This is a genomic window from Pseudomonas sp. FSL W7-0098 (assembly GCF_005930585.1).
GTDB lineage: Bacteria > Pseudomonadota > Gammaproteobacteria > Pseudomonadales > Pseudomonadaceae > Aquipseudomonas > Aquipseudomonas bubulae.
Map to the genome: position 1 here is coordinate 116,998 of NZ_RXHW01000001.1, position 16,118 is coordinate 133,115.

The window sequence follows — 16,118 nt, forward strand, 5'->3', positions numbered from 1 at the left end:
CGGCGGTATTGAAAATAATTATTTTCAGGCCGCGACCACGTTGGCCCAGTAGCCAAACACTCGCTGCACGCGGATTGGCAGCACCCGCGTGAGCAGGTCGAGGCTGGCATCGGGGCGGTCGATGGAGAACGATCCCGACACCCGCAATGCCGCGACTTGCGGGTCGCAGCGCACCACGCCACGGAGGTAGAGGTTGAGCTGGGCAATCACCTGGCCCAGTGGCATGCGTTCGGCGATCAGCAGGCCGTTGACCCAGGCATCGGCACCGACCGTGACCGGGCGCGGTGTGCTGTCTGTCTGGCTGTCGAACGTTACCTGCTGGCCGGCATCCAGACTCAAGCTGTCGCCCCGTGCCAGCTTGATCGATGCACTGCCGCTCAGCACCTGGACCTGGGTGCCTGCCTGCCACGGCAGGTTGTGGCTGATCACCAGGCGTGAGCGGGGCGCGGGCAGCACCTGGCCATTGGCGGTGCTGAGCCTGATATCGCCAGCGCTGACCAGCACGCGGCCCAGGCTCAGGAACAGTTCCGTGCCAGCGGCGGTGGTGCGGGTATCGAGGGCGGTGTGGGTGTCGAGGGTCAGGTCGACACCCTCTGCCAGAGTTAACTGGCGCCGCTCGCCGGTGGCGGTGCGATAGTCACTGAACAGCTCTGGCAGCAGCACCCGTTCCCGCACCCCATAGCCGGTGGCCAGCATCACGCCCAGGCCGGCAAAGCCCTTGAGCAGCGTGCGTCTGCCCGGGGCATTGCGCGAGCGCAGCAACGTCCGGGCACCGGCGGCAGGCAGCATGCGGGTGCTGTCGCGAATGTCGGTATTAAGCCCGGTGAGGCGCTGCCAGGCCAGTTCATGTTGCGCGGATTGCGCGCGCCAATGCTGGCAGGCCAGAAGCTCGGCCTCGGTGCTGACGCCCGATTGCACGGTGACCATCCACTGCAAGGCTTGCTCGACCACATCCTGGTCGAGGCGCTGGGTGTTGGTGGGCTCGAACAGACTCACCCGGTGTAGACCGCGCTGTAGCAGTGTCGGTAAGCCTTGAGCATGGCTTTTTGCACCACGTTGACGGTCAGGCCCATGCGTTCGGCGATCTGCGGGTAGGTCAGGCCGTCCAGTTGCGACAGTAAAAAAATCTCCCGCACTTTTGCGCCCAGGCCATCGAGCACCTGGCCGACGGCGTCCAGTGCCTCCAACACCAGCAGGCGAGATTCCGGGGAGGGCACAAGCTGCGGCTCCAGGAGCGCCAGGGACTCCATATAGGCCCGCTCCAGCGCCTGACGACGGAAGTATTGGCCGCACAGGCGGCTGGCAATGGTGGTGAGATAGGCCCGGGGTTCGCGCAGCGGCGCGGGTGTGTCGGTACGCAGCATGCGCACAAACGTGTCCTGGGCCAGATCCAGAGCCTGCTCCTGATTGCCCAGCTTGCGGCGCAGCAACTGCACCACCCAGCCGTGATGCTGAACATAGAGTTCACCCACGGCACGGCGTGAGGAAGGGGAGGACGTGAGCATCGATTGCAATCCCGGAGCAGACACTGACAAGGATCGCAATGATAGCGCTTCTCATTAACGTATGCTCGGGAATGTTTCGCGCTGTGTCAGATGTGGGAGCGAGCCTGCTCGCGAAGTCGTTCGCGAGCAGGCTCGCTCCCACACTAGGGCTTGACCTGCAACAGAGTCTCTACAAGCTCTATGCAGGCCCTACTTCTCGACCAGGATCTTCGGGTTGGAGTTGCCCCACACCGTATACAGGTCGGCCAGCAATGCACCGTTGATGTCTTCAACTTCCGCCTGGCTGATTTCGGCCTTGCCCTGTTGCCCGAACAACACCACTTCGTCGCCGCTTTTGACATCCGGCGCGTCTGTAACGTCGACCATGAGGGTATTCATCGAGACCTTGCCCACCACCGGCACGCGATGGCCGTTGATCAGCACGATACCCTTGTTGGTAAAGGCACGGCGGTAACCGTCGGAGTAACCCACGGTGACATTGGCCAGTTTCGAGTCGCGCCCCAGCGTCCAGGTGCGGTCATAGCCCACGGTGTTGCCCTTGGGGTAGCTGTTGACCGAAGCGACATGGGACTTGAATTGCATCACGCGCTTGTAGTCGGTGTGCGACGGCACCGTGTCGCCGAACAACGCACCGCCCGGGCGAACCATGTCCAGATGCGATTCCGGCACTTCCAGGGTGGCGAACGAGTTGGCCGCATGCAGGGTGATTTTGCTGCGATCGAGTTCTGCAACATTGATCAGCCATTGTGCCTGCTCGTTGAACGCCTTGAGCCCTGCACGCACGTCGTCGGCGTCTTCTACCGCGAAGTGGGTCATGATCGCGCGCACTTCCAGGTTCGGCACCTTGGTGATGGCGACCGCGTCGCGGCGGCCCTCGGCGGTGGTCATTTCCACGCCGTTGCGGCTCATGCCGCTGGAGTTCAGGCCCAGGTGCACCACCAGCGGACGGCCGTGTTTTTCGGCAATCAGGCTGGCCTTGACGGCGAAATCAAGGTTGCCCACCAACTCTTCCATATTGTACGGCAGCGCCGCTTCCAGCTCGCTGAGGGCTGCCGTACGCACACGGATCAGTTGGCCCTTGAAGCCGCTTTCACGTACCACGCGAGCCTCTTCATTGCTCGCCACGCCAACGCAAGGCACACCGGTAGCGATGATTGAAGGCATCAGCAGGCCGATGCCGTGACCGTAGGCATCGGCCTTGAGCACGGCGCAGATTTTCGATTTGTCGCCCACAGTCGCTTGCAACACGCCAATGTTGTGGACGAACGCGGCTCTGTTGATCTCGACCCAGGCATTGCTGTCCTGTGTATTGACCTGGGCAACGCCATCGACCATCGACAGCGGCGGGGCGGCGAAGGCCGGGTTGTGCATTAAAGCCATGCCCAAAGACAGGGCAAGAAGGGTACGGGTGAAGGGCATTTGCTGAGTTTCCATACGTTATTTTTTTGCGGCAGGGTGACGCGCGGCAATACTAGGATTGGCTTGCAGGAAAAGTCACTCCCCGGGCCGCGTATCTGTCTGAAAGTGTCGTGGTGCCAAAGGGCACCTATCGCCGCCACGCCAGCAACACCACACCCACGGTAATCAGGCTGATCCCCGCCCATTGGCGAATATCGAGCTTTTCACCCAGCAGCGTCACGCCCAGCACGGCCACGATCACCACGCTGAGTTTGTCCACCGGCGCCACCAGTGACGCCTGGCCCAGTTGCAGGGCTCGGTAATAGCAGATCCACGAGGCCCCGGTGGCCAGCCCCGAGAGCACCAGAAACACATAGCTGCGCGCCGAAATCGAGCCCAGCGACTGATACTGGCCGGTTGCGTAGAGGATCAGTGCCAGGCTCACCAGCACGACGACGGTACGCAGTAAGGTGGCGAAATCGGAGTTGATGCCGGTAATGCCAATTTTGCCGAAAATCGCCGTAATGGCAGCGAACACCGCCGAAAGTAATGCCCAGAATGTCCAGCTTGAATAGAAAGTCGAGCCCATGGGTTTGCCTGAGTGATCGCTGAAGGTGCTTTCAAGCATATGTCATGCAGGGGCGTTGAGGCTGTAACCCGGTGCAGGGCTTGTGTACTATCGGCACTGGCCGATGCTGCCCGCCGCTCGCTCCCCATGGGAAGGTGAAAGCATGATTATCTGCCTTTTCCCCTCTCTCTTGACGGTCGAGGTTTGGCAACGCGAGCACCAAAAGCCTTCGCCCCCGGGAGCACTGATGCTGTCAATCGAGCAAGCCAAACAGATGGCCAAGAGCCTGCGAACCTCGCTGCAGGCGCGCAATCTGGAAGTCACCCATGCCATCGCCCTTGAACTGGTTGCCAGGCAACTGGGTTACAAGGACTGGAATACGGCCAGTGCACGGCTGCCTGTGCAGAGTGCTGCGCCGGCAATTAGCTTCGACAGGCCGATTCCGATATTGCGGATGTTTGATGAGGCCAAGGCCCGAGAGTTCTATCTGGATTTCCTGGGTTTCAGCGTTGAGTTCGAGCACCGCTTCGAAGCAGGTTTGCCGCTCTATCTGGGCATCAGCCGCAGCGGCTTGCAACTGCATCTTTCCGAGCATCATGGCGATGCCAGCCCCGGCTCCACGGTATTCGTACCCATGGACAATATCGAGTTGCTGCACGACGAGCTAATGGCCAAGCGCTACGGTTATGGCCGCCCGCAGATTGTCCAGCAGGGCTGGGGACGGGTGCTGGAGGTTCATGACCCGTTTGGCAACCGCATCCGTTTTTGCCAGGACTGACGGATCTTCAGCCCCGTGAGCGCTCATAAGCCGCTGTCATGATCTGCCAGGTTTGTGCATCCGCCGGGATCAGATGCTCGATACGCATTGAGGTTACGGTGATATCGAGCGGCATGCCGAATGTGGTGAAGGTGGACATGAAGTTCAGCTCGCCATGGACGCAGGCAATGCGGGTCAAGACCAGTGGCGGCAGTTCCCGGGGCAGGGCCGCGAGGGTGTCCGGGGCGCTGAGGGTTTGCATAAGACTGGCCAGTACGGGGTTGGACAGGGCCTCGCGTGTCGCCCGTTGCCAGGCCAGGGTTCTTATTTCTTCGGGGTTGATCAGGTAATCACCCAGGCCGCCGGGTTGCAGCAGTGTGGTCAGCAGGTTCAAGTCCCGGGCCGCGTCTGCGGGTAGCCCGACCAGGCTGAACAGGGCTGCGGTGCTGGCGTTGGCATCCAGCACCTGCCAGTGGCTGCCCAACACAATCGCCGGGGCGGGGTTGTTGGCGTGCAACACATGGCTGATGGCCTCACGTACGGCCTCCATGGCCGGCGAAGAGAGCGGCGTTGTCTCGTAGCGCGGCGCATAACCCGAGGCCAGAAACAGGCTGTTGCACTGCTCCAGCGGTACCTCGAGGGCCATCAGCAGGTTATGCAAGGTGCCGGGGCCGGGTTTGGCGCGCCCGGTTTCGATGCAGCTCAAATGGCGTTGGGAAATACCCGTGATCAAGGCCAGCTCCAGCTGGCTCATACCGGCCTGACGGCGCAGCAGACGCAGCTGCGGGCCAGCGGTTGTCGGGGTGTTGATGCGGGGAAAGGTCAGGTTGTTCATCCATAAACTCTGGCAGGGGCAAAAGGCTGAGTCCATGACCTGTGAGGTCATTGCCGGTGGGGGAAAAGTATCACTAACTGGAGCCTTGTCCACTTCGTCGATTAGGTAACGCTAATGAAAAAATCCTGTCTCGCCCTTGCCGCGTTGCTCGGGTTCTCTGCTTACACAATCTTCACGATGTTGACCGCCCACCAGTCCCTTGCAGCTTTCGGACTGGAACTGATGGCCAGCCCGGACACGGCTCAAGTGGTGATCGACCTGTACCTGATGGCGGCGCTGGCTTGCGTGTGGATGTACCGCGATGCACGCGGTAAAGGCCGCTCGCTGGCCAGTGTGCTGCCGTACCTGCTGCTGACCGCGGTTTTCGTCGCCATCGGCCCGCTGCTGTATATCGTGGTCGAGGGGTTCGTACGCAACCCGGGCACAAACAGCCGGGCCTGTCTGAAAACGCCGCGCCAACCCTGACATTGCGACACCTTTCACACCTGCGCACTGTTGTGCATTAGATTCAGCCCCGCATAATGCGGGCATAAAAACAGTGTGGCGTAGCGCAGAAGGGGTGGTGTGTTGTCGAGCAGTGATAAAAGCGTGGTCGAGCTGAACTGGGCCGAGGTAGGGGATGGTTTCAAGCAGCTGTTGCCCATTTCCATGTTTGTGGTGGTGTTCGGTGTGGCCTTCGGTCTGGCTGCCGCGCAGACCGGTCTGGACAACAGCGCCAGTTTGTTGATGAGCGCTTTGGTATTTGCCGGGGCCTCGCAGTTTGGTGCCCTTGATCTCTGGGGGGCGCAGGTCCCGGTAGTGCCCCTGATCGTCACGGTGTTTGCCATCAATGCCCGCCATCTGCTGATGGGTGCGACCTTGTATCCCTGGCTGCGCGAGCTGCCTGCGGCCAAGCGCTACGGGGTGATGATGGTGATCTCGGATGCCAACTGGGCAATGTCGATGCAGGCATTCAACAGCGGCAAATCGGGCATCGGCCTGATCCTGGGCGGTGGCATAGCCCTGTGGGCGGCCTGGGTGCTGGGCAGTTGGCTGGGCGTGTACTTCGGCAGCGCAATTGAGGACCCGGTCAGCCTGGGCCTGGACATGGTGATGGGCTGTTTTCTGCTGGCGATGGTAATCGGCGGGCAAAAAAACCTGCGCATGCTGATTATCTGGTGCGTGGCGGGCGCCTCGTCGCTGTTGGCGTACCGCTATTTGCCTGAAAACAGCCATGTGGTGGTCGGCGCATTGGCGGGCGGGGTGTTGGGTGCGGTGTGGATGGAGAAGAAAAAATGAGCATCGATATCGCCGGTTACGGCACCTTCATCATTGTTCTGATTATGGCTGTGGTCACGTTGATTACGCGTTTGGGGGGCGTTTTCGTGATGTCCTTCGTGCCCATCAACTACCGGGTGCAGCAATTTATCAGCGCCATGTCGGGCTCGGTGCTGGTCGCCTTGCTCGCGCCCCTGGCCCTCAACGGCGATAACGGCGCACGGCTGGCCTTGCTGACCACCGCAGCAGTGATGCTGCTGCTCAAGAAGCCGCTGCCGGCAATTGCCGCAGGGGTGATCGCGGCTGCGGTGTTCAGGCATCTGTAAATGACCAGGTTGAAGAAGTCGAGGCGCGCGTCGACTTCTTCAACAACAGCCACTGTTCAAATTGAGCGCTGATTGACCCGCTGGCTCAGTTCTTGCGCCGACTCCTTGCGTTCGGAATACCGGTCAACCAGGTCCGGGCGATCGCGCAGCAATACGGTGAACTTCACCAGTTCCTCCATGACATCGACCACGCGGTCATACAGCGCAGACGGTTTCATGCGGTTGTGCTGGTCAAACTCCAGATAGGCCTTGGGCACCGAAGATTGGTTGGGGATGGTGAACATGCGCATCCAGCGACCCAGCACGCGTAACTGGTTGACCACATTGAATGACTGGGAGCCGCCGCACACCTGCATCACCGCGAGGGTTTTGCCCTGAGTCGGGCGTACCGCGCCCAATGCCAGAGGCACCCAGTCGATTTGCGCCTTGAACACAGCTGACATCGCGCCATGCCGTTCCGGCGAGCACCACACTTGCCCTTCAGACCACTGCATCAGTTCCAGCAGTTCCTGGACTTTGGGGTGATCATTCGGGGCGTCATCGGGCAGCGGCAGGCCCGAGGGGTTGAAGATCCGAGTCTGGGCGCCAAAGTGTTCGAGCAATCTGGCCGCTTCCTCTACCAGCAGGCGGCTGAACGAGCGTTCCCGCGTCGAACCGTATAACAACAGGATGCGTGGTTTGTGCGGGCTAGCGGGTTGCACGGTTTTGGCAGAAATCAATGTGGTGTCGAGATTGGGCAGTGTGTCGCTCATGGTGGCTCCGGTTACAGGGTGCTGATACGGTCGAGTTCGCGTTTAAGTGCCGCGGGCTCAAGCCGGGTAAAGGGCAGGGCGAAAAAGGCCCGGCAGCGCGTTTCGATATGCGCCAGGGTGGCGTGGAACGCGGCGGTTACGGTCGCCTCGTCACCCTTGACCTCTGAAGGGTCTGCCAACCCCCAGTGGGCTTTGATGGCCGGGCCGAAATACACCGGGCACGCCTCAGCGGCGGCCTTGTCGCAGACGGTGATGACAATATCCGGCGGGTTGTCTTCGTAGGCGTCATTGCCCTTGCTGCTCAGGCCGTCTATGCCGATACCGGCTTCTTGCAGGGTGAGCAGGCTGCGGGGCAACACCTGCCCCCGGGGAAAACTGCCCGCACTGATGGCCTGGAACCCTGGCGGCGCCAGATGGTTGAACATGGCTTCGGACAGAATGCTGCGACAGCTATTGGCGGTACACATAAACAGAACACGCATGGTAGTTGCTCTTTGCGGTGGTATTAAAGGCTCAGGCGCAAAGCCAGGGCAGACAGGGTGACAAGCAGAATCGGCAGGGTCAGGATCAGCCCCACCTTGAAGTAGTAACCCCAGGTGATGCGAATGCCCTTGCGTGCCAGCACATGCAACCACAGAAGGGTGGCCAGACTGCCGATGGGGGTGATTTTCGGGCCCAGGTCGGAGCCGATGACATTGGCGTAGATCATCGCTTCGCGGATCACCCCGCTGGCATCACTGGCCTGGATTGACAGCGCGCCGAGCAAGACCCCGGGCATATTGTTCATCACCGAAGACAGCAGTGCGGCGAGCACGCCGGTGCCCAGGGTGGCGGCCCAAAGGCCGGACTCGGCCAACTGATTGAGAACCAGCGTCAGGTGGTGGGTCAGCCCGGCATTTTTCAGCCCGTACACCACCAGGTACATGCCCAGTGAGAACGTCACCACCTGCCAGGGAGCTTCGCGCAACACCCGTCGCGTTGAAATGACGTGGCTGCGCGCAGCCACAGCGAATAGCAGGGCGGCGCACACTGCAGCAATCGCGCTGACTGGAATGCCCAGTGGTTCCAGTGCAAACAGGCCTGTGAGCAGCAAGACCAGAACCCCCCAGCCGACAGCAAACGTCAACGGGTCGCGTATGGCCTTTCGTGGTTCGGGCAGCTCATCAAGACAATAGTGGCGTGGAATATCGCGGCGGAAAAACCCGTACAACACCAGCAGCGTGGCGGCGACTGCAACGCAGTTGACCGGTACCATGACCGCGGCATAGGCGCTGAAACCCAGGCCGAAGTAGTCGGCCGAGACAATATTGACCAGGTTCGACACCACCAGCGGCAGGCTGGCAGTATCGGCAATAAAGCCTGCGGCCATGACAAACGCCAGGGTTGAGGCGGCAGAAAAGCGCAAGGCGAGCAGTATCGAGATCACGATGGGGGTCAGGATCAGTGCCGCGCCGTCATTGGCAAACAGTGCCGATACACCGGCCCCCAGCAGCACGGTAAACACAAACAGGCGGCGGCCATCACCCTTGGCCCAGCGGGCCACATGCAGGGCTGCCCACTGAAAGAAACCTGCTTCGTCGAGCAACAGGCTGATGATGATCACGGCGATAAAAGTGGCCGTGGCATTCCATACAATGGCCCACACTTGGGCAATATCGTGCAGTGACACCGCCCCCGCAAGCAGTGCCACAACCGCACCCAGTGAGGCACTCCAGCCCACCCCCAGGCCCTTGGGCTGCCAGATGACCAGAACCAGAGTGACCAAAAAAATTGCGAAGGCGATAAGCATCGGACGTCTCAGCAGCAGGCAATGGTGTTGAGCGGGCGCTCGCCCATGGCAGAGAGCCGGGCACTGTCGTGCGCAAGCCACTCGGTGTTGGCCAGCAGGGTGGTTTCAAGAACGCTGCGCACCCAGTCCGGCAGTTGCGGGTTGAGACGGTAATACACCCACTGCCCCTGGCGGCGGTCGAGCAGCAACCCGCAGCCTCGAAGCTGGGCCAGATGGCGGGAAACTTTCGGTTGGCTTTCATCCAGGGCACAGACCAGTTCGCATACACAGAGCTCGCCCTCACGGGCGATCAGCAAGGTGGCCCTGGCGCGGGTTTCATCGGACAGGCATTTGAACAGTGCGGCGGGACTGAGCATGGTGACTCTCTGTCTATACATATGGAAATTCGAATATACGGATATCCATATGTAATATCAACCTTGATCCCCCGCAAGACGTGCTCGGTAAAGGTGGGAGCCGGGCTTGCCGGCGGTATCGCGAGCAAGCCCGCTCCCTCAGGGGCGGCGTGTGCCGGTGCTTTACCCGGGCCTGCTCACCGCGCATCATGTGCCGCCCCCCACACTGGCGGGCATCCGTGGTGAAAAGGAACAGCAGTTGAACGAACACACATTGTCCATGCGTCTGGAGCGCGTGGCAGCCCATATGCCGGCCGGTGCGCGGCTGGCCGATATCGGCTCGGACCACGGCTACCTGCCGGTGGCGTTGCTGCGTCGGGGGGCCATTGCCGCCGCCGTGGCGGGCGAGGTGGCCCTGACGCCCTTTCAGGCGGCCCGGCGTACCGTGCGCGAAAACGGCTTCGAGCAACGCATTAGCGTGCGCCATGCCAGTGGCCTGGCAGCGATCAGGCCGCAGGACGAGATTACGGCGATCAGCATCTGCGGCATGGGCGGCGAGACCATCCGCGATATTCTTGCAAGTGGCAAGGCACACCTGAGCGGACGGGAGCGCCTGATCCTGCAACCCAACGGCGGCGAGCAGCCTTTACGGCAATGGCTGATGGAAAACCACTACCACATCCTTTGCGAAGAACTGCTGCGGGAAAACCGTTTCTACTACGAAATCATCGTCGCCGAACGCATCGGGCCGGTGAGCTATACCGCCGAGCAATTGTACTTTGGCCCCTTCCAGATGCAGGCGCGCAGCCCGCTGTTTCTGGGTAAATGGCAACGTATGCTGGGTGAAAAACGCAAGGTTCTGAGCAATCTTGCCCTGGCGCGCCAGGCCGTGCCCGAAGCCCGGGTGGAGGAAATTGCCCGACAGGTCAGATGGATCAGCGAACTGCTGGCTTGAGTCTCGACTCATGCGGCGCAGCCATGCCAGCAAGTGTACTTGAAGGGGTTCGCTGAGCCTGTTCAGGGTTGAGTGTTGCCATCGAGCATGGCAATAAAGTGCTGTATCAGCGGTGACGGGTTATGGGCATGCCAGTTCATGTACAGGCCGATGGTCGGGTTGGCAGCGCCTGTCAGCGGCCGGATCGGACGGAACGCTACCTTGTCGCGCAGCGTCGAGCCGGCGAGGGATTGCGGCACCAGGGCCACGCCAAAACCGCAACTTACCAGGCCGATCAGGGTATGCAGCTGTGCGGCCTCCTGTACCACCCTGGGGTAGAACCCGGCGTTTTCGCACAGGCCGATCAACTGGCCGTGATAGCCGCTGCCCAGGGCTTGTGGAGTAAAGACAAAGTCTTCGTAAGCAAAATCGCGCAGCTCGATGGGCCCTGACTGCGCCTTGGGATGATCCAGGGGCAGGGCCATGACTATGGCCTCGTCGAGCAACAGGCGCGATTCGATGTCGGCTGCGATGAAGGGCAGTTTGCGCATAAAGGCGATATCGGTCTCGGCAGCCAGCAGCGCCTCGGCCTGGCTGGAGGAAGGCATTTCCTTGATCACCAGCTGGACCTGGGGAAAGGTTTGGCGAAACTGCCTGAGGCTGTTGAGCAACGGCTCGTAGTACGCGATAGATACCGCGCTGACAGTGAGCACACCGGCTACCCCTTGCGCCACCTGGCGGGCGTACTCCACCCCCTGTTCCAGTTCCTTGAGTGTGCGACAGGCCGCCTGCAAAAAGGCCTGGCCTGCGGGCGTCAGCTTGACCTCGCGCCTGCTGCGGGTGAACAGGGCTAACCCCAGCTTGTCTTCCAGTCGGCTGATCGCCTGGCTCAGGGGTGGCTGGGCCATGTGCAGGCGCACGGCGGCCTTGTGGAAATGCAGTTCCTCAGCCACCGCGATGAACTGACGGAGCAGTCGGGTTTCGATCATGTGCAGTGTTCCTTCCTTTGAACGGGGTTATCTGCGAACACCGCCGCTCTCACAGAGGGGCTGATAGGCAGCGGGTATCAACGGGCCTGTTGAACGGTATTAAACAACGCGCCTTTTGATTGTTACGGTGAAGTATCAATCAAGAGGGCATCCTTATGGACTTTAACGGCAAAACCGCAATTGTAACGGGTGCTGGCCGGGGCCTGGGCTTGAGTTATGCCAGGGAGCTGGCACGGCTGGGCGCCCATGTGCTGATCAGTGATATTGGCGCAGACAGGCAAGGCGCAGCAGCAGATGCATCCGTTGCCCATGACGCCGCGCAAGCGCTGGCAGCCCAGGGCTACAGCGTGATCGGTCATCACGGTGATTTGGTCAGCGAGACGGGTTGCCGGCAGTTGGTCGAAACGGCCGTCGAAGCGTTCGGGCGGCTGGATATTGTGATCCACAACGCGGGCTGGGTCGGTTACCAGGCTATTGAAGAAGCGCAGCCTGAGTTTGTCGAGCGCGCGCTGGGGATCAATGTGTATAGCCCGATCTGGCTGTGCAAACATGCCTGGCCGTACCTGCGCCAATCATCGGCGGCGCGGGTGGTGCTGACCTCTTCGGACCGGGCCATGTACCAGCCCTATGCCCAGCCGGGCCTGACCGCCTACGCCGCCGGCAAGATGGCACAATTGGGCATCATGAATGCCCTGAGCAGGGAGGGTGCCGCCGATGGCATCCTGGTAAACGCAGTAGCGCCGGTGGCCAAGACCCGGATGTGGGGCGTTAACGGCGAACCGGACAACCTCAAGCCCCAGTGGGTGACCCCCGGTGTGATCTTTCTGGCCTCGGCTCAGTGCCAGGACAGCGGCTATATTCTGCGGGCCAGCAATGGTCAGTTCACGGCAACGCGGTTTGTCGAGAATCCCGGGGTGGACTACCCCCTGGATCTGGCCCGAATCAGGGCCGACAGCGCCGAGCAGGTCGCCCGCTTGTGGGAGCAGATCAAGGAATGCTGATGCTGGGGTCGGTCTTGTTAATTGTGCTTACCACTTAAGTAGGGGGCGCTGCGGCCATTGCGTGAAAAAGCCCTGTGCAAGTTGATATGCAGCGCTTTTTATAACCTGAGCATTAGTCCTTAAGTCGAGTCGCGGCAGCCTTATAGAGAGTATTAATACCAAGGAGTGAGTTGTGGGTTCGAGCCCGTGGCGTTGTCATGTTCCCCAGGATGGAAACTCCCTCTGATGCGAGTGCTGGGAGCTTTCGAACTCAGGCATGACAGATTCAAGGGAGCTGATTATGAACACCCAACTCTGGTTGAAAACAAGCACGGCCCTGTTGTTGGTCATGAGCGCCAGCCTGGCGGGCTGCCACAGTGGTGGTGGCGGGCATCACAGCAGTGACAGCGCAAGCACGCCGACGCCGCCGACCAATCCGACCACGCCAACTGATCCCACTACACCGACAGATCCAACTGATCCGACTGATCCAACCAATCCAACCAATCCGCCTAACCCGGCAGTTACCCCGCCTCTGGTCACGGGGCAGGTCGCCGGTGAAGTCGGCACCGGACTGGGCGGTGTCGGCACCCTGGTCAGCGGCGTGGGCACTACCCTGACCACCGTTCCTGTGGTCGGCGCAGCAGGCGGGTTGGTGGTCAATACCGGTAATGCCGTGACTTCCATTACCGATGGCGTGACCAATGGCCTGGGCTCGCTGGGCACTGACAAAAACTCGCTGGGCATTACCGTGGCAGGTGTTACCAATGGCGTCAGCGATGTGGGTAAAGGCGTTTCGTCTCTCGGCACAGGTGTCAGCGCTCTGGTCGACAACACACCGATCAGTCAGGTCCCGCTGGTAGGCGGCGTAGTGGGCAAGGTCACCGGCACCGCGGGCGGGCTGGTGGACAAGGTCGGCACCACCGTCACCATGCTTGGCAACACACTGACCACCAATGTGACCAGCGGCCAATTGGGCAAGGCTACCGGTGGTTTGAATGACAAGGTCGTGGTCCCCGTGATCTCAATGGTGGAAAACGTCACAGGCAAGGTAGGCACCACCACCGGGTTGGGGCAGCCGGTGGACGGGTTGTTGACGAAGGTTGGCGGCGTGGTCGGCGGGCTGGGTGACAAGGTAGTCGATACCGGCAAGAACCCGCTCACCAATGTGGTGGGCGGTGTGCTAGGCGGTGTGGGTGGGGCACTGGATAAATCCGGCGGTTACCTGAACCCGACGACAACCACCGGCACCGGCACAAGCACAACTACCGGCGGGCTGGGCGGTTTGCTGGGCGGGCTGGGCACGGCCACAGGTTCAACCGGTACTCAGACAAACACCGGCACCTCGGGTGGCGCAAGTGCTTCCGGCGGGCTGGGTGGTCTGCTTGGCGGCCTGCTAAACAAAAACTGACTGGCCGCGCGCGGACGCTGTTGTACGGTTCGGTCTGTACCCCTGAAGTTCAGGTGCAGACCGGGCTGTTTTTCGTTCACCCTTGGCTGGTTTTATTGGCAATTGCGTTCTCTGCCAGCGCTGGGCATCATCCAATGTCCGCACTCAAGGAAGCGTCCCATGGTCACTGCGACACTGCATCTGATGTGCGGCAAGATCGCATCAGGCAAATCAACCCTGGCCAGAACGCTTGCGGTGGAGCACAGCGCGATATTGCTGAGCGAAGATAAATGGCTCTCATCGCTTTATCCCGGTGCGATCAATTCGGTAACCGATTACGCAGCCTACAGCCTGAGGATTCGCGGTGTGCTGGGGCCTCTGGTGATCGACCTGCTGGAGTCCGGTGTGGATGTGGTGCTGGATTTTCCTGCCAATACCATTGCCGGCCGTGAATGGTTGCTCGGCCTGGCAGAGACCGCGCGTGTGCCGCACTGCCTGCATTATCTCGCTGTGGACGACGACACCTGCCGTGCGCGCCTGCATGTACGCAACCAGCTTGCCGAGCATGACTTTGCCGCATCGGATGCCGAGTTTGATCTGATCACCACCTACTTTCGTTCCCCGGATGCAGACGAGGGGCTGGTGATTGTTACTTACCCCCGGCCTCTTGCATGATCCAGTGCATAAATGCCCTGACCTCATCCCGTTGCATTGCCTCCACCCGCGTTACGGCGTAGTAGGCAAAGCGCGCCGGCCAGGGCTTGTCCATGACTTGTACCAGGCGGCCTGCAGCGATTTCTTCGGTTGCGTACTCCTGGGGCACCAAGGCCAGCCCCTGGCCTGCTTCGGCTGCGCGGATCAATAAAAAATCGTCCTCAAAAGCAGTCCCGCGTTCGGCGCGCGGGTCTTTGCCCACGCCATGGGCGCTGAGCCACAACAGCCAGTCGGCACGGTCAGCGTCATGCAGCAGGGGGAAGTCGAGGCAGTCCTGCGGCTGTGCCGGCCCCGGGTTGCCAGCCAGCAGGGCGGGGCTGGCGACGGGGATCAGCACAGGCGCCATCAAACGGGTCACGTGCAGGCCGGGATAGACCCCAAGCCCATGGCGCAAGGCAATATCGACACGCCCACGGTGCATGTCCACCAGCGCGGAAGTGGCCTCGACACGCACCTCGATATCCGGATGCAGGCGGTTGAATCGTCCCAGGCGCGGCACCAGCCATGAGGCGGCAAAGGTTGCCACCGTACTGATCGTCAGGGTCTGGCGAGTCGTACTTTCGTGCAGTGACTGCATGGCTTTTTCGATTGCCCCGAAGGCTTGCTGCAGGGTGGGGTGCACAGCTGCGCCAGCCTCTGTAAGCCGCAAGCCGCTGCGTTCGCGGGTAAACAGCGGCATGCCGACCCGGTCTTCCAGCAGACGGATCTGCTGGCTGACGGCACCTGAGGTGACATTCAGCGTTTGCGCGGCCGCCTTGATGCTGCCTTGCTGGCCAACTTCGACGAAAGCACGCAAGGCGAGAAGGGGCAGTGAAGCTGCCATAGGCTTTAGTTTTCCTGAATCTGGTGTGCAGAAATGATCGTTTCCGCTGACACACAGCGAAAGCGATGATGTTCCGAGTTTAGAGATGCTGTGCAAGTTTAGTAAAACTATATCTAACCGGACGCCCTGCATGAACCCCATGATCACGTTGTATACCGACAGCTCGCCCAATGGTTTCAAGATCACCATTGCCCTGGAGGAACTCGGTTTAACCTACCACCTGCGGCACGTAAACATTGACCAGGGCGAGAACCGCAGCCCGGCGTTTTTGCGCCTCAACCCGCACGGGCGTATCCCGGTGCTGGTCGACGAAAGCAGTGGCATCACATTGTTTGAATCGGCAGCCATCCTCCTGTATCTGGCTGATATCAGTGGTCAGCTCTTGCCCGTCGAACCCGCCAAACGCTGGGAAGCCATCCAGTGGCTGATGTTTCATGCTGCCAGCGTGGGGCCTGTGATGGGCCAGCGCGTTCACTTCGAGCTGTTTGCCGCAGACAAAATTCCCCAGGCCATTTCGCGCTATCGGCGCTTGATGGATGAAGCCTTTACCACCCTGGACAGTCGTCTTAGTGAGTTTCCCTATCTGGCCGGTGACGAGTACTCGATTGCCGATATTGCCCAGTTTGGCTGGACCCATATCGCGCAGGTCATCGACTTCGATTTCAGCGCCTATAAGCACCTGAGCGCCTGGTACCAGCGCATTGGCACCAGACCCGCCGTGCAGCGCGGTATCGCTCTGCCTACTCGCGCCACCGGCGCTTGAACC

General features: G+C 60.8%; 20 protein-coding genes. 9 read left to right on the plus strand and 11 right to left on the minus strand.

Annotated elements, in window-relative coordinates; genetic code table 11:
* Positions 1-24: 24 nt before the first annotated feature.
* The 4 genes from FHL07_RS00565 to FHL07_RS00580 form a co-directional block, all read right to left on the minus strand.
* Positions 25-996 carry a DUF4880 domain-containing protein gene (locus FHL07_RS00565; RefSeq protein WP_138737937.1) on the minus strand — a complete coding sequence of 324 codons (972 nt, stop codon included), beginning with the start codon at positions 994-996 and terminating at the stop codon, positions 25-27.
* Positions 993-1,505, minus strand: coding sequence for a sigma-70 family RNA polymerase sigma factor (locus FHL07_RS00570; protein WP_095000093.1), 513 nt, complete (start codon positions 1,503-1,505; stop codon positions 993-995). Before FHL07_RS00570 ends, FHL07_RS00565 begins: the two co-directional genes overlap by 4 nt.
* A 189-nt stretch (positions 1,506-1,694) precedes the next feature.
* Positions 1,695-2,924 (minus strand): alanine racemase, encoded by a 1,230-nt coding sequence (gene alr, locus FHL07_RS00575; RefSeq protein ID WP_095019864.1) that lies wholly within the window; start codon positions 2,922-2,924, stop codon positions 1,695-1,697.
* Between the two features lie 127 nt (positions 2,925-3,051).
* On the minus strand, positions 3,052-3,492 hold the full coding sequence (locus FHL07_RS00580) for an EamA family transporter (RefSeq protein ID WP_138738082.1): 441 nt from the start codon (positions 3,490-3,492) through the stop codon (positions 3,052-3,054).
* A gap of 226 nt (positions 3,493-3,718) precedes the next feature.
* On the opposite strand from FHL07_RS00580, the gene FHL07_RS00585 reads away from it, so the two are divergent.
* Positions 3,719-4,249: a glyoxalase superfamily protein gene (locus FHL07_RS00585; RefSeq protein ID WP_095000095.1), complete on the plus strand. Its 531-nt coding sequence runs from the start codon at positions 3,719-3,721 to the stop codon at positions 4,247-4,249.
* Positions 4,250-4,256: 7 nt separating this feature from the next.
* Here FHL07_RS00585 and FHL07_RS00590 read toward each other — a convergent pair whose 3' ends face one another.
* Entirely contained in the window at positions 4,257-5,063 is an 807-nt protein-coding gene (locus tag FHL07_RS00590) for a helix-turn-helix domain-containing protein (RefSeq protein WP_232527577.1), read from the minus strand.
* Positions 5,064-5,177: 114 nt separating this feature from the next.
* On the opposite strand from FHL07_RS00590, the gene FHL07_RS00595 reads away from it, so the two are divergent.
* The 3 genes from FHL07_RS00595 to FHL07_RS00605 all read left to right on the plus strand — a co-directional run bounded on the left by FHL07_RS00595 (position 5,178) and on the right by FHL07_RS00605 (position 6,646).
* On the plus strand, positions 5,178-5,528 hold the full coding sequence (locus tag FHL07_RS00595) for a DUF2834 domain-containing protein (RefSeq protein ID WP_095018497.1): 351 nt from the start codon (positions 5,178-5,180) through the stop codon (positions 5,526-5,528).
* A 102-nt stretch (positions 5,529-5,630) separates the two neighbouring features.
* Positions 5,631-6,341 (plus strand): AzlC family ABC transporter permease, encoded by a 711-nt coding sequence (locus tag FHL07_RS00600; protein WP_095000613.1) that lies wholly within the window; start codon positions 5,631-5,633, stop codon positions 6,339-6,341.
* Positions 6,338-6,646, plus strand: coding sequence for an AzlD family protein (locus tag FHL07_RS00605; protein WP_138737938.1), 309 nt, complete (start codon positions 6,338-6,340; stop codon positions 6,644-6,646). The genes FHL07_RS00600 and FHL07_RS00605 overlap by 4 nt, the downstream gene beginning before the upstream one ends.
* A 56-nt stretch (positions 6,647-6,702) precedes the next feature.
* On the opposite strand, the gene arsH is transcribed toward FHL07_RS00605, so the two are convergent.
* The 4 genes from arsH to FHL07_RS00625 are packed head-to-tail and all read right to left on the minus strand — an operon-like array spanning position 6,703 to position 9,543.
* Positions 6,703-7,398 (minus strand): arsenical resistance protein ArsH, encoded by a 696-nt coding sequence (gene arsH / locus FHL07_RS00610; RefSeq protein ID WP_095000099.1) that lies wholly within the window; start codon positions 7,396-7,398, stop codon positions 6,703-6,705.
* 11 nt (positions 7,399-7,409) lie between these two features.
* Positions 7,410-7,880 (minus strand): arsenate reductase ArsC, encoded by a 471-nt coding sequence (locus tag FHL07_RS00615; protein ID WP_095024624.1) that lies wholly within the window; start codon positions 7,878-7,880, stop codon positions 7,410-7,412.
* A 23-nt stretch (positions 7,881-7,903) separates the two neighbouring features.
* On the minus strand, positions 7,904-9,187 hold the full coding sequence (locus FHL07_RS00620) for an arsenic transporter (RefSeq protein ID WP_095023340.1): 1,284 nt from the start codon (positions 9,185-9,187) through the stop codon (positions 7,904-7,906).
* A gap of 8 nt (positions 9,188-9,195) precedes the next feature.
* The gene (locus FHL07_RS00625) at positions 9,196-9,543 is read right to left on the minus strand and encodes a metalloregulator ArsR/SmtB family transcription factor (RefSeq protein ID WP_095018501.1); all 348 of its coding nucleotides are present in this window, start codon (positions 9,541-9,543) and stop codon (positions 9,196-9,198) included.
* Between the two features lie 238 nt (positions 9,544-9,781).
* Here FHL07_RS00625 and FHL07_RS00630 point away from each other — a divergent pair, with 238 nt between their 5' ends.
* A complete protein-coding gene (locus FHL07_RS00630; RefSeq protein WP_095000614.1) occupies positions 9,782-10,477 on the plus strand; it encodes a tRNA (adenine(22)-N(1))-methyltransferase in 696 nt (231 codons plus the stop codon).
* A gap of 62 nt (positions 10,478-10,539) precedes the next feature.
* Here the strand turns inward: FHL07_RS00630 and FHL07_RS00635 are convergent, their stop codons facing one another.
* On the minus strand, positions 10,540-11,445 hold the full coding sequence (locus tag FHL07_RS00635) for a LysR family transcriptional regulator (RefSeq protein WP_138737939.1): 906 nt from the start codon (positions 11,443-11,445) through the stop codon (positions 10,540-10,542).
* A 155-nt stretch (positions 11,446-11,600) separates the two neighbouring features.
* Between FHL07_RS00635 and FHL07_RS00640 the strand changes: the two genes are divergently transcribed.
* From FHL07_RS00640 to FHL07_RS00650, 3 genes are all read left to right on the plus strand, one after another.
* Positions 11,601-12,446: an SDR family NAD(P)-dependent oxidoreductase gene (locus FHL07_RS00640; RefSeq protein WP_138737940.1), complete on the plus strand. Its 846-nt coding sequence runs from the start codon at positions 11,601-11,603 to the stop codon at positions 12,444-12,446.
* Positions 12,447-12,726: 280 nt separating this feature from the next.
* The gene (locus FHL07_RS00645; RefSeq protein ID WP_138737941.1) at positions 12,727-13,836 is read left to right on the plus strand and encodes a collagen-like triple helix repeat-containing protein; all 1,110 of its coding nucleotides are present in this window, start codon (positions 12,727-12,729) and stop codon (positions 13,834-13,836) included.
* 159 nt (positions 13,837-13,995) lie between these two features.
* Positions 13,996-14,490 (plus strand): AAA family ATPase, encoded by a 495-nt coding sequence (locus FHL07_RS00650; RefSeq protein ID WP_095000106.1) that lies wholly within the window; start codon positions 13,996-13,998, stop codon positions 14,488-14,490.
* On the opposite strand, the gene FHL07_RS00655 is transcribed toward FHL07_RS00650, so the two are convergent.
* Positions 14,465-15,352: a LysR substrate-binding domain-containing protein gene (locus FHL07_RS00655; RefSeq protein ID WP_095038894.1), complete on the minus strand. Its 888-nt coding sequence runs from the start codon at positions 15,350-15,352 to the stop codon at positions 14,465-14,467. The two genes, FHL07_RS00650 and FHL07_RS00655, sit on opposite strands and share 26 nt — an antisense overlap.
* A 139-nt stretch (positions 15,353-15,491) precedes the next feature.
* On the opposite strand from FHL07_RS00655, the gene FHL07_RS00660 reads away from it, so the two are divergent.
* Positions 15,492-16,115, plus strand: a complete 624-nt coding sequence (locus tag FHL07_RS00660) for a glutathione S-transferase N-terminal domain-containing protein (RefSeq protein ID WP_138738083.1) — start codon at positions 15,492-15,494, stop codon at positions 16,113-16,115.
* Positions 16,116-16,118 lie beyond the last annotated feature (3 nt).

Coding starts and splice junctions, on each gene's coding strand:
- FHL07_RS00635 (WP_138737939.1), bottom strand. CDS start 11,445: ATGATCGAAACCCGACTGCTCCGTCAGTTCATCGCGGTGGCTGAGGAA.
- FHL07_RS00645 (WP_138737941.1), top strand. CDS start 12,727: ATGAACACCCAACTCTGGTTGAAAACAAGCACGGCCCTGTTGTTGGTC.
- FHL07_RS00595 (WP_095018497.1), top strand. CDS start 5,178: ATGAAAAAATCCTGTCTCGCCCTTGCCGCGTTGCTCGGGTTCTCTGCT.
- FHL07_RS00590 (WP_232527577.1), bottom strand. CDS start 5,063: ATGAACAACCTGACCTTTCCCCGCATCAACACCCCGACAACCGCTGGC.
- FHL07_RS00605 (WP_138737938.1), top strand. CDS start 6,338: ATGAGCATCGATATCGCCGGTTACGGCACCTTCATCATTGTTCTGATT.
- FHL07_RS00650 (WP_095000106.1), top strand. CDS start 13,996: ATGGTCACTGCGACACTGCATCTGATGTGCGGCAAGATCGCATCAGGC.
- FHL07_RS00580 (WP_138738082.1), bottom strand. CDS start 3,492: ATGGGCTCGACTTTCTATTCAAGCTGGACATTCTGGGCATTACTTTCG.
- FHL07_RS00625 (WP_095018501.1), bottom strand. CDS start 9,543: ATGCTCAGTCCCGCCGCACTGTTCAAATGCCTGTCCGATGAAACCCGC.
- FHL07_RS00620 (WP_095023340.1), bottom strand. CDS start 9,187: ATGCTTATCGCCTTCGCAATTTTTTTGGTCACTCTGGTTCTGGTCATC.
- FHL07_RS00640 (WP_138737940.1), top strand. CDS start 11,601: ATGGACTTTAACGGCAAAACCGCAATTGTAACGGGTGCTGGCCGGGGC.
- FHL07_RS00570 (WP_095000093.1), bottom strand. CDS start 1,505: ATGCTCACGTCCTCCCCTTCCTCACGCCGTGCCGTGGGTGAACTCTAT.
- FHL07_RS00655 (WP_095038894.1), bottom strand. CDS start 15,352: ATGGCAGCTTCACTGCCCCTTCTCGCCTTGCGTGCTTTCGTCGAAGTT.
- FHL07_RS00660 (WP_138738083.1), top strand. CDS start 15,492: ATGATCACGTTGTATACCGACAGCTCGCCCAATGGTTTCAAGATCACC.
- FHL07_RS00585 (WP_095000095.1), top strand. CDS start 3,719: ATGCTGTCAATCGAGCAAGCCAAACAGATGGCCAAGAGCCTGCGAACC.
- alr (WP_095019864.1), bottom strand. CDS start 2,924: ATGCCCTTCACCCGTACCCTTCTTGCCCTGTCTTTGGGCATGGCTTTA.
- arsH (WP_095000099.1), bottom strand. CDS start 7,398: ATGAGCGACACACTGCCCAATCTCGACACCACATTGATTTCTGCCAAA.
- FHL07_RS00615 (WP_095024624.1), bottom strand. CDS start 7,880: ATGCGTGTTCTGTTTATGTGTACCGCCAATAGCTGTCGCAGCATTCTG.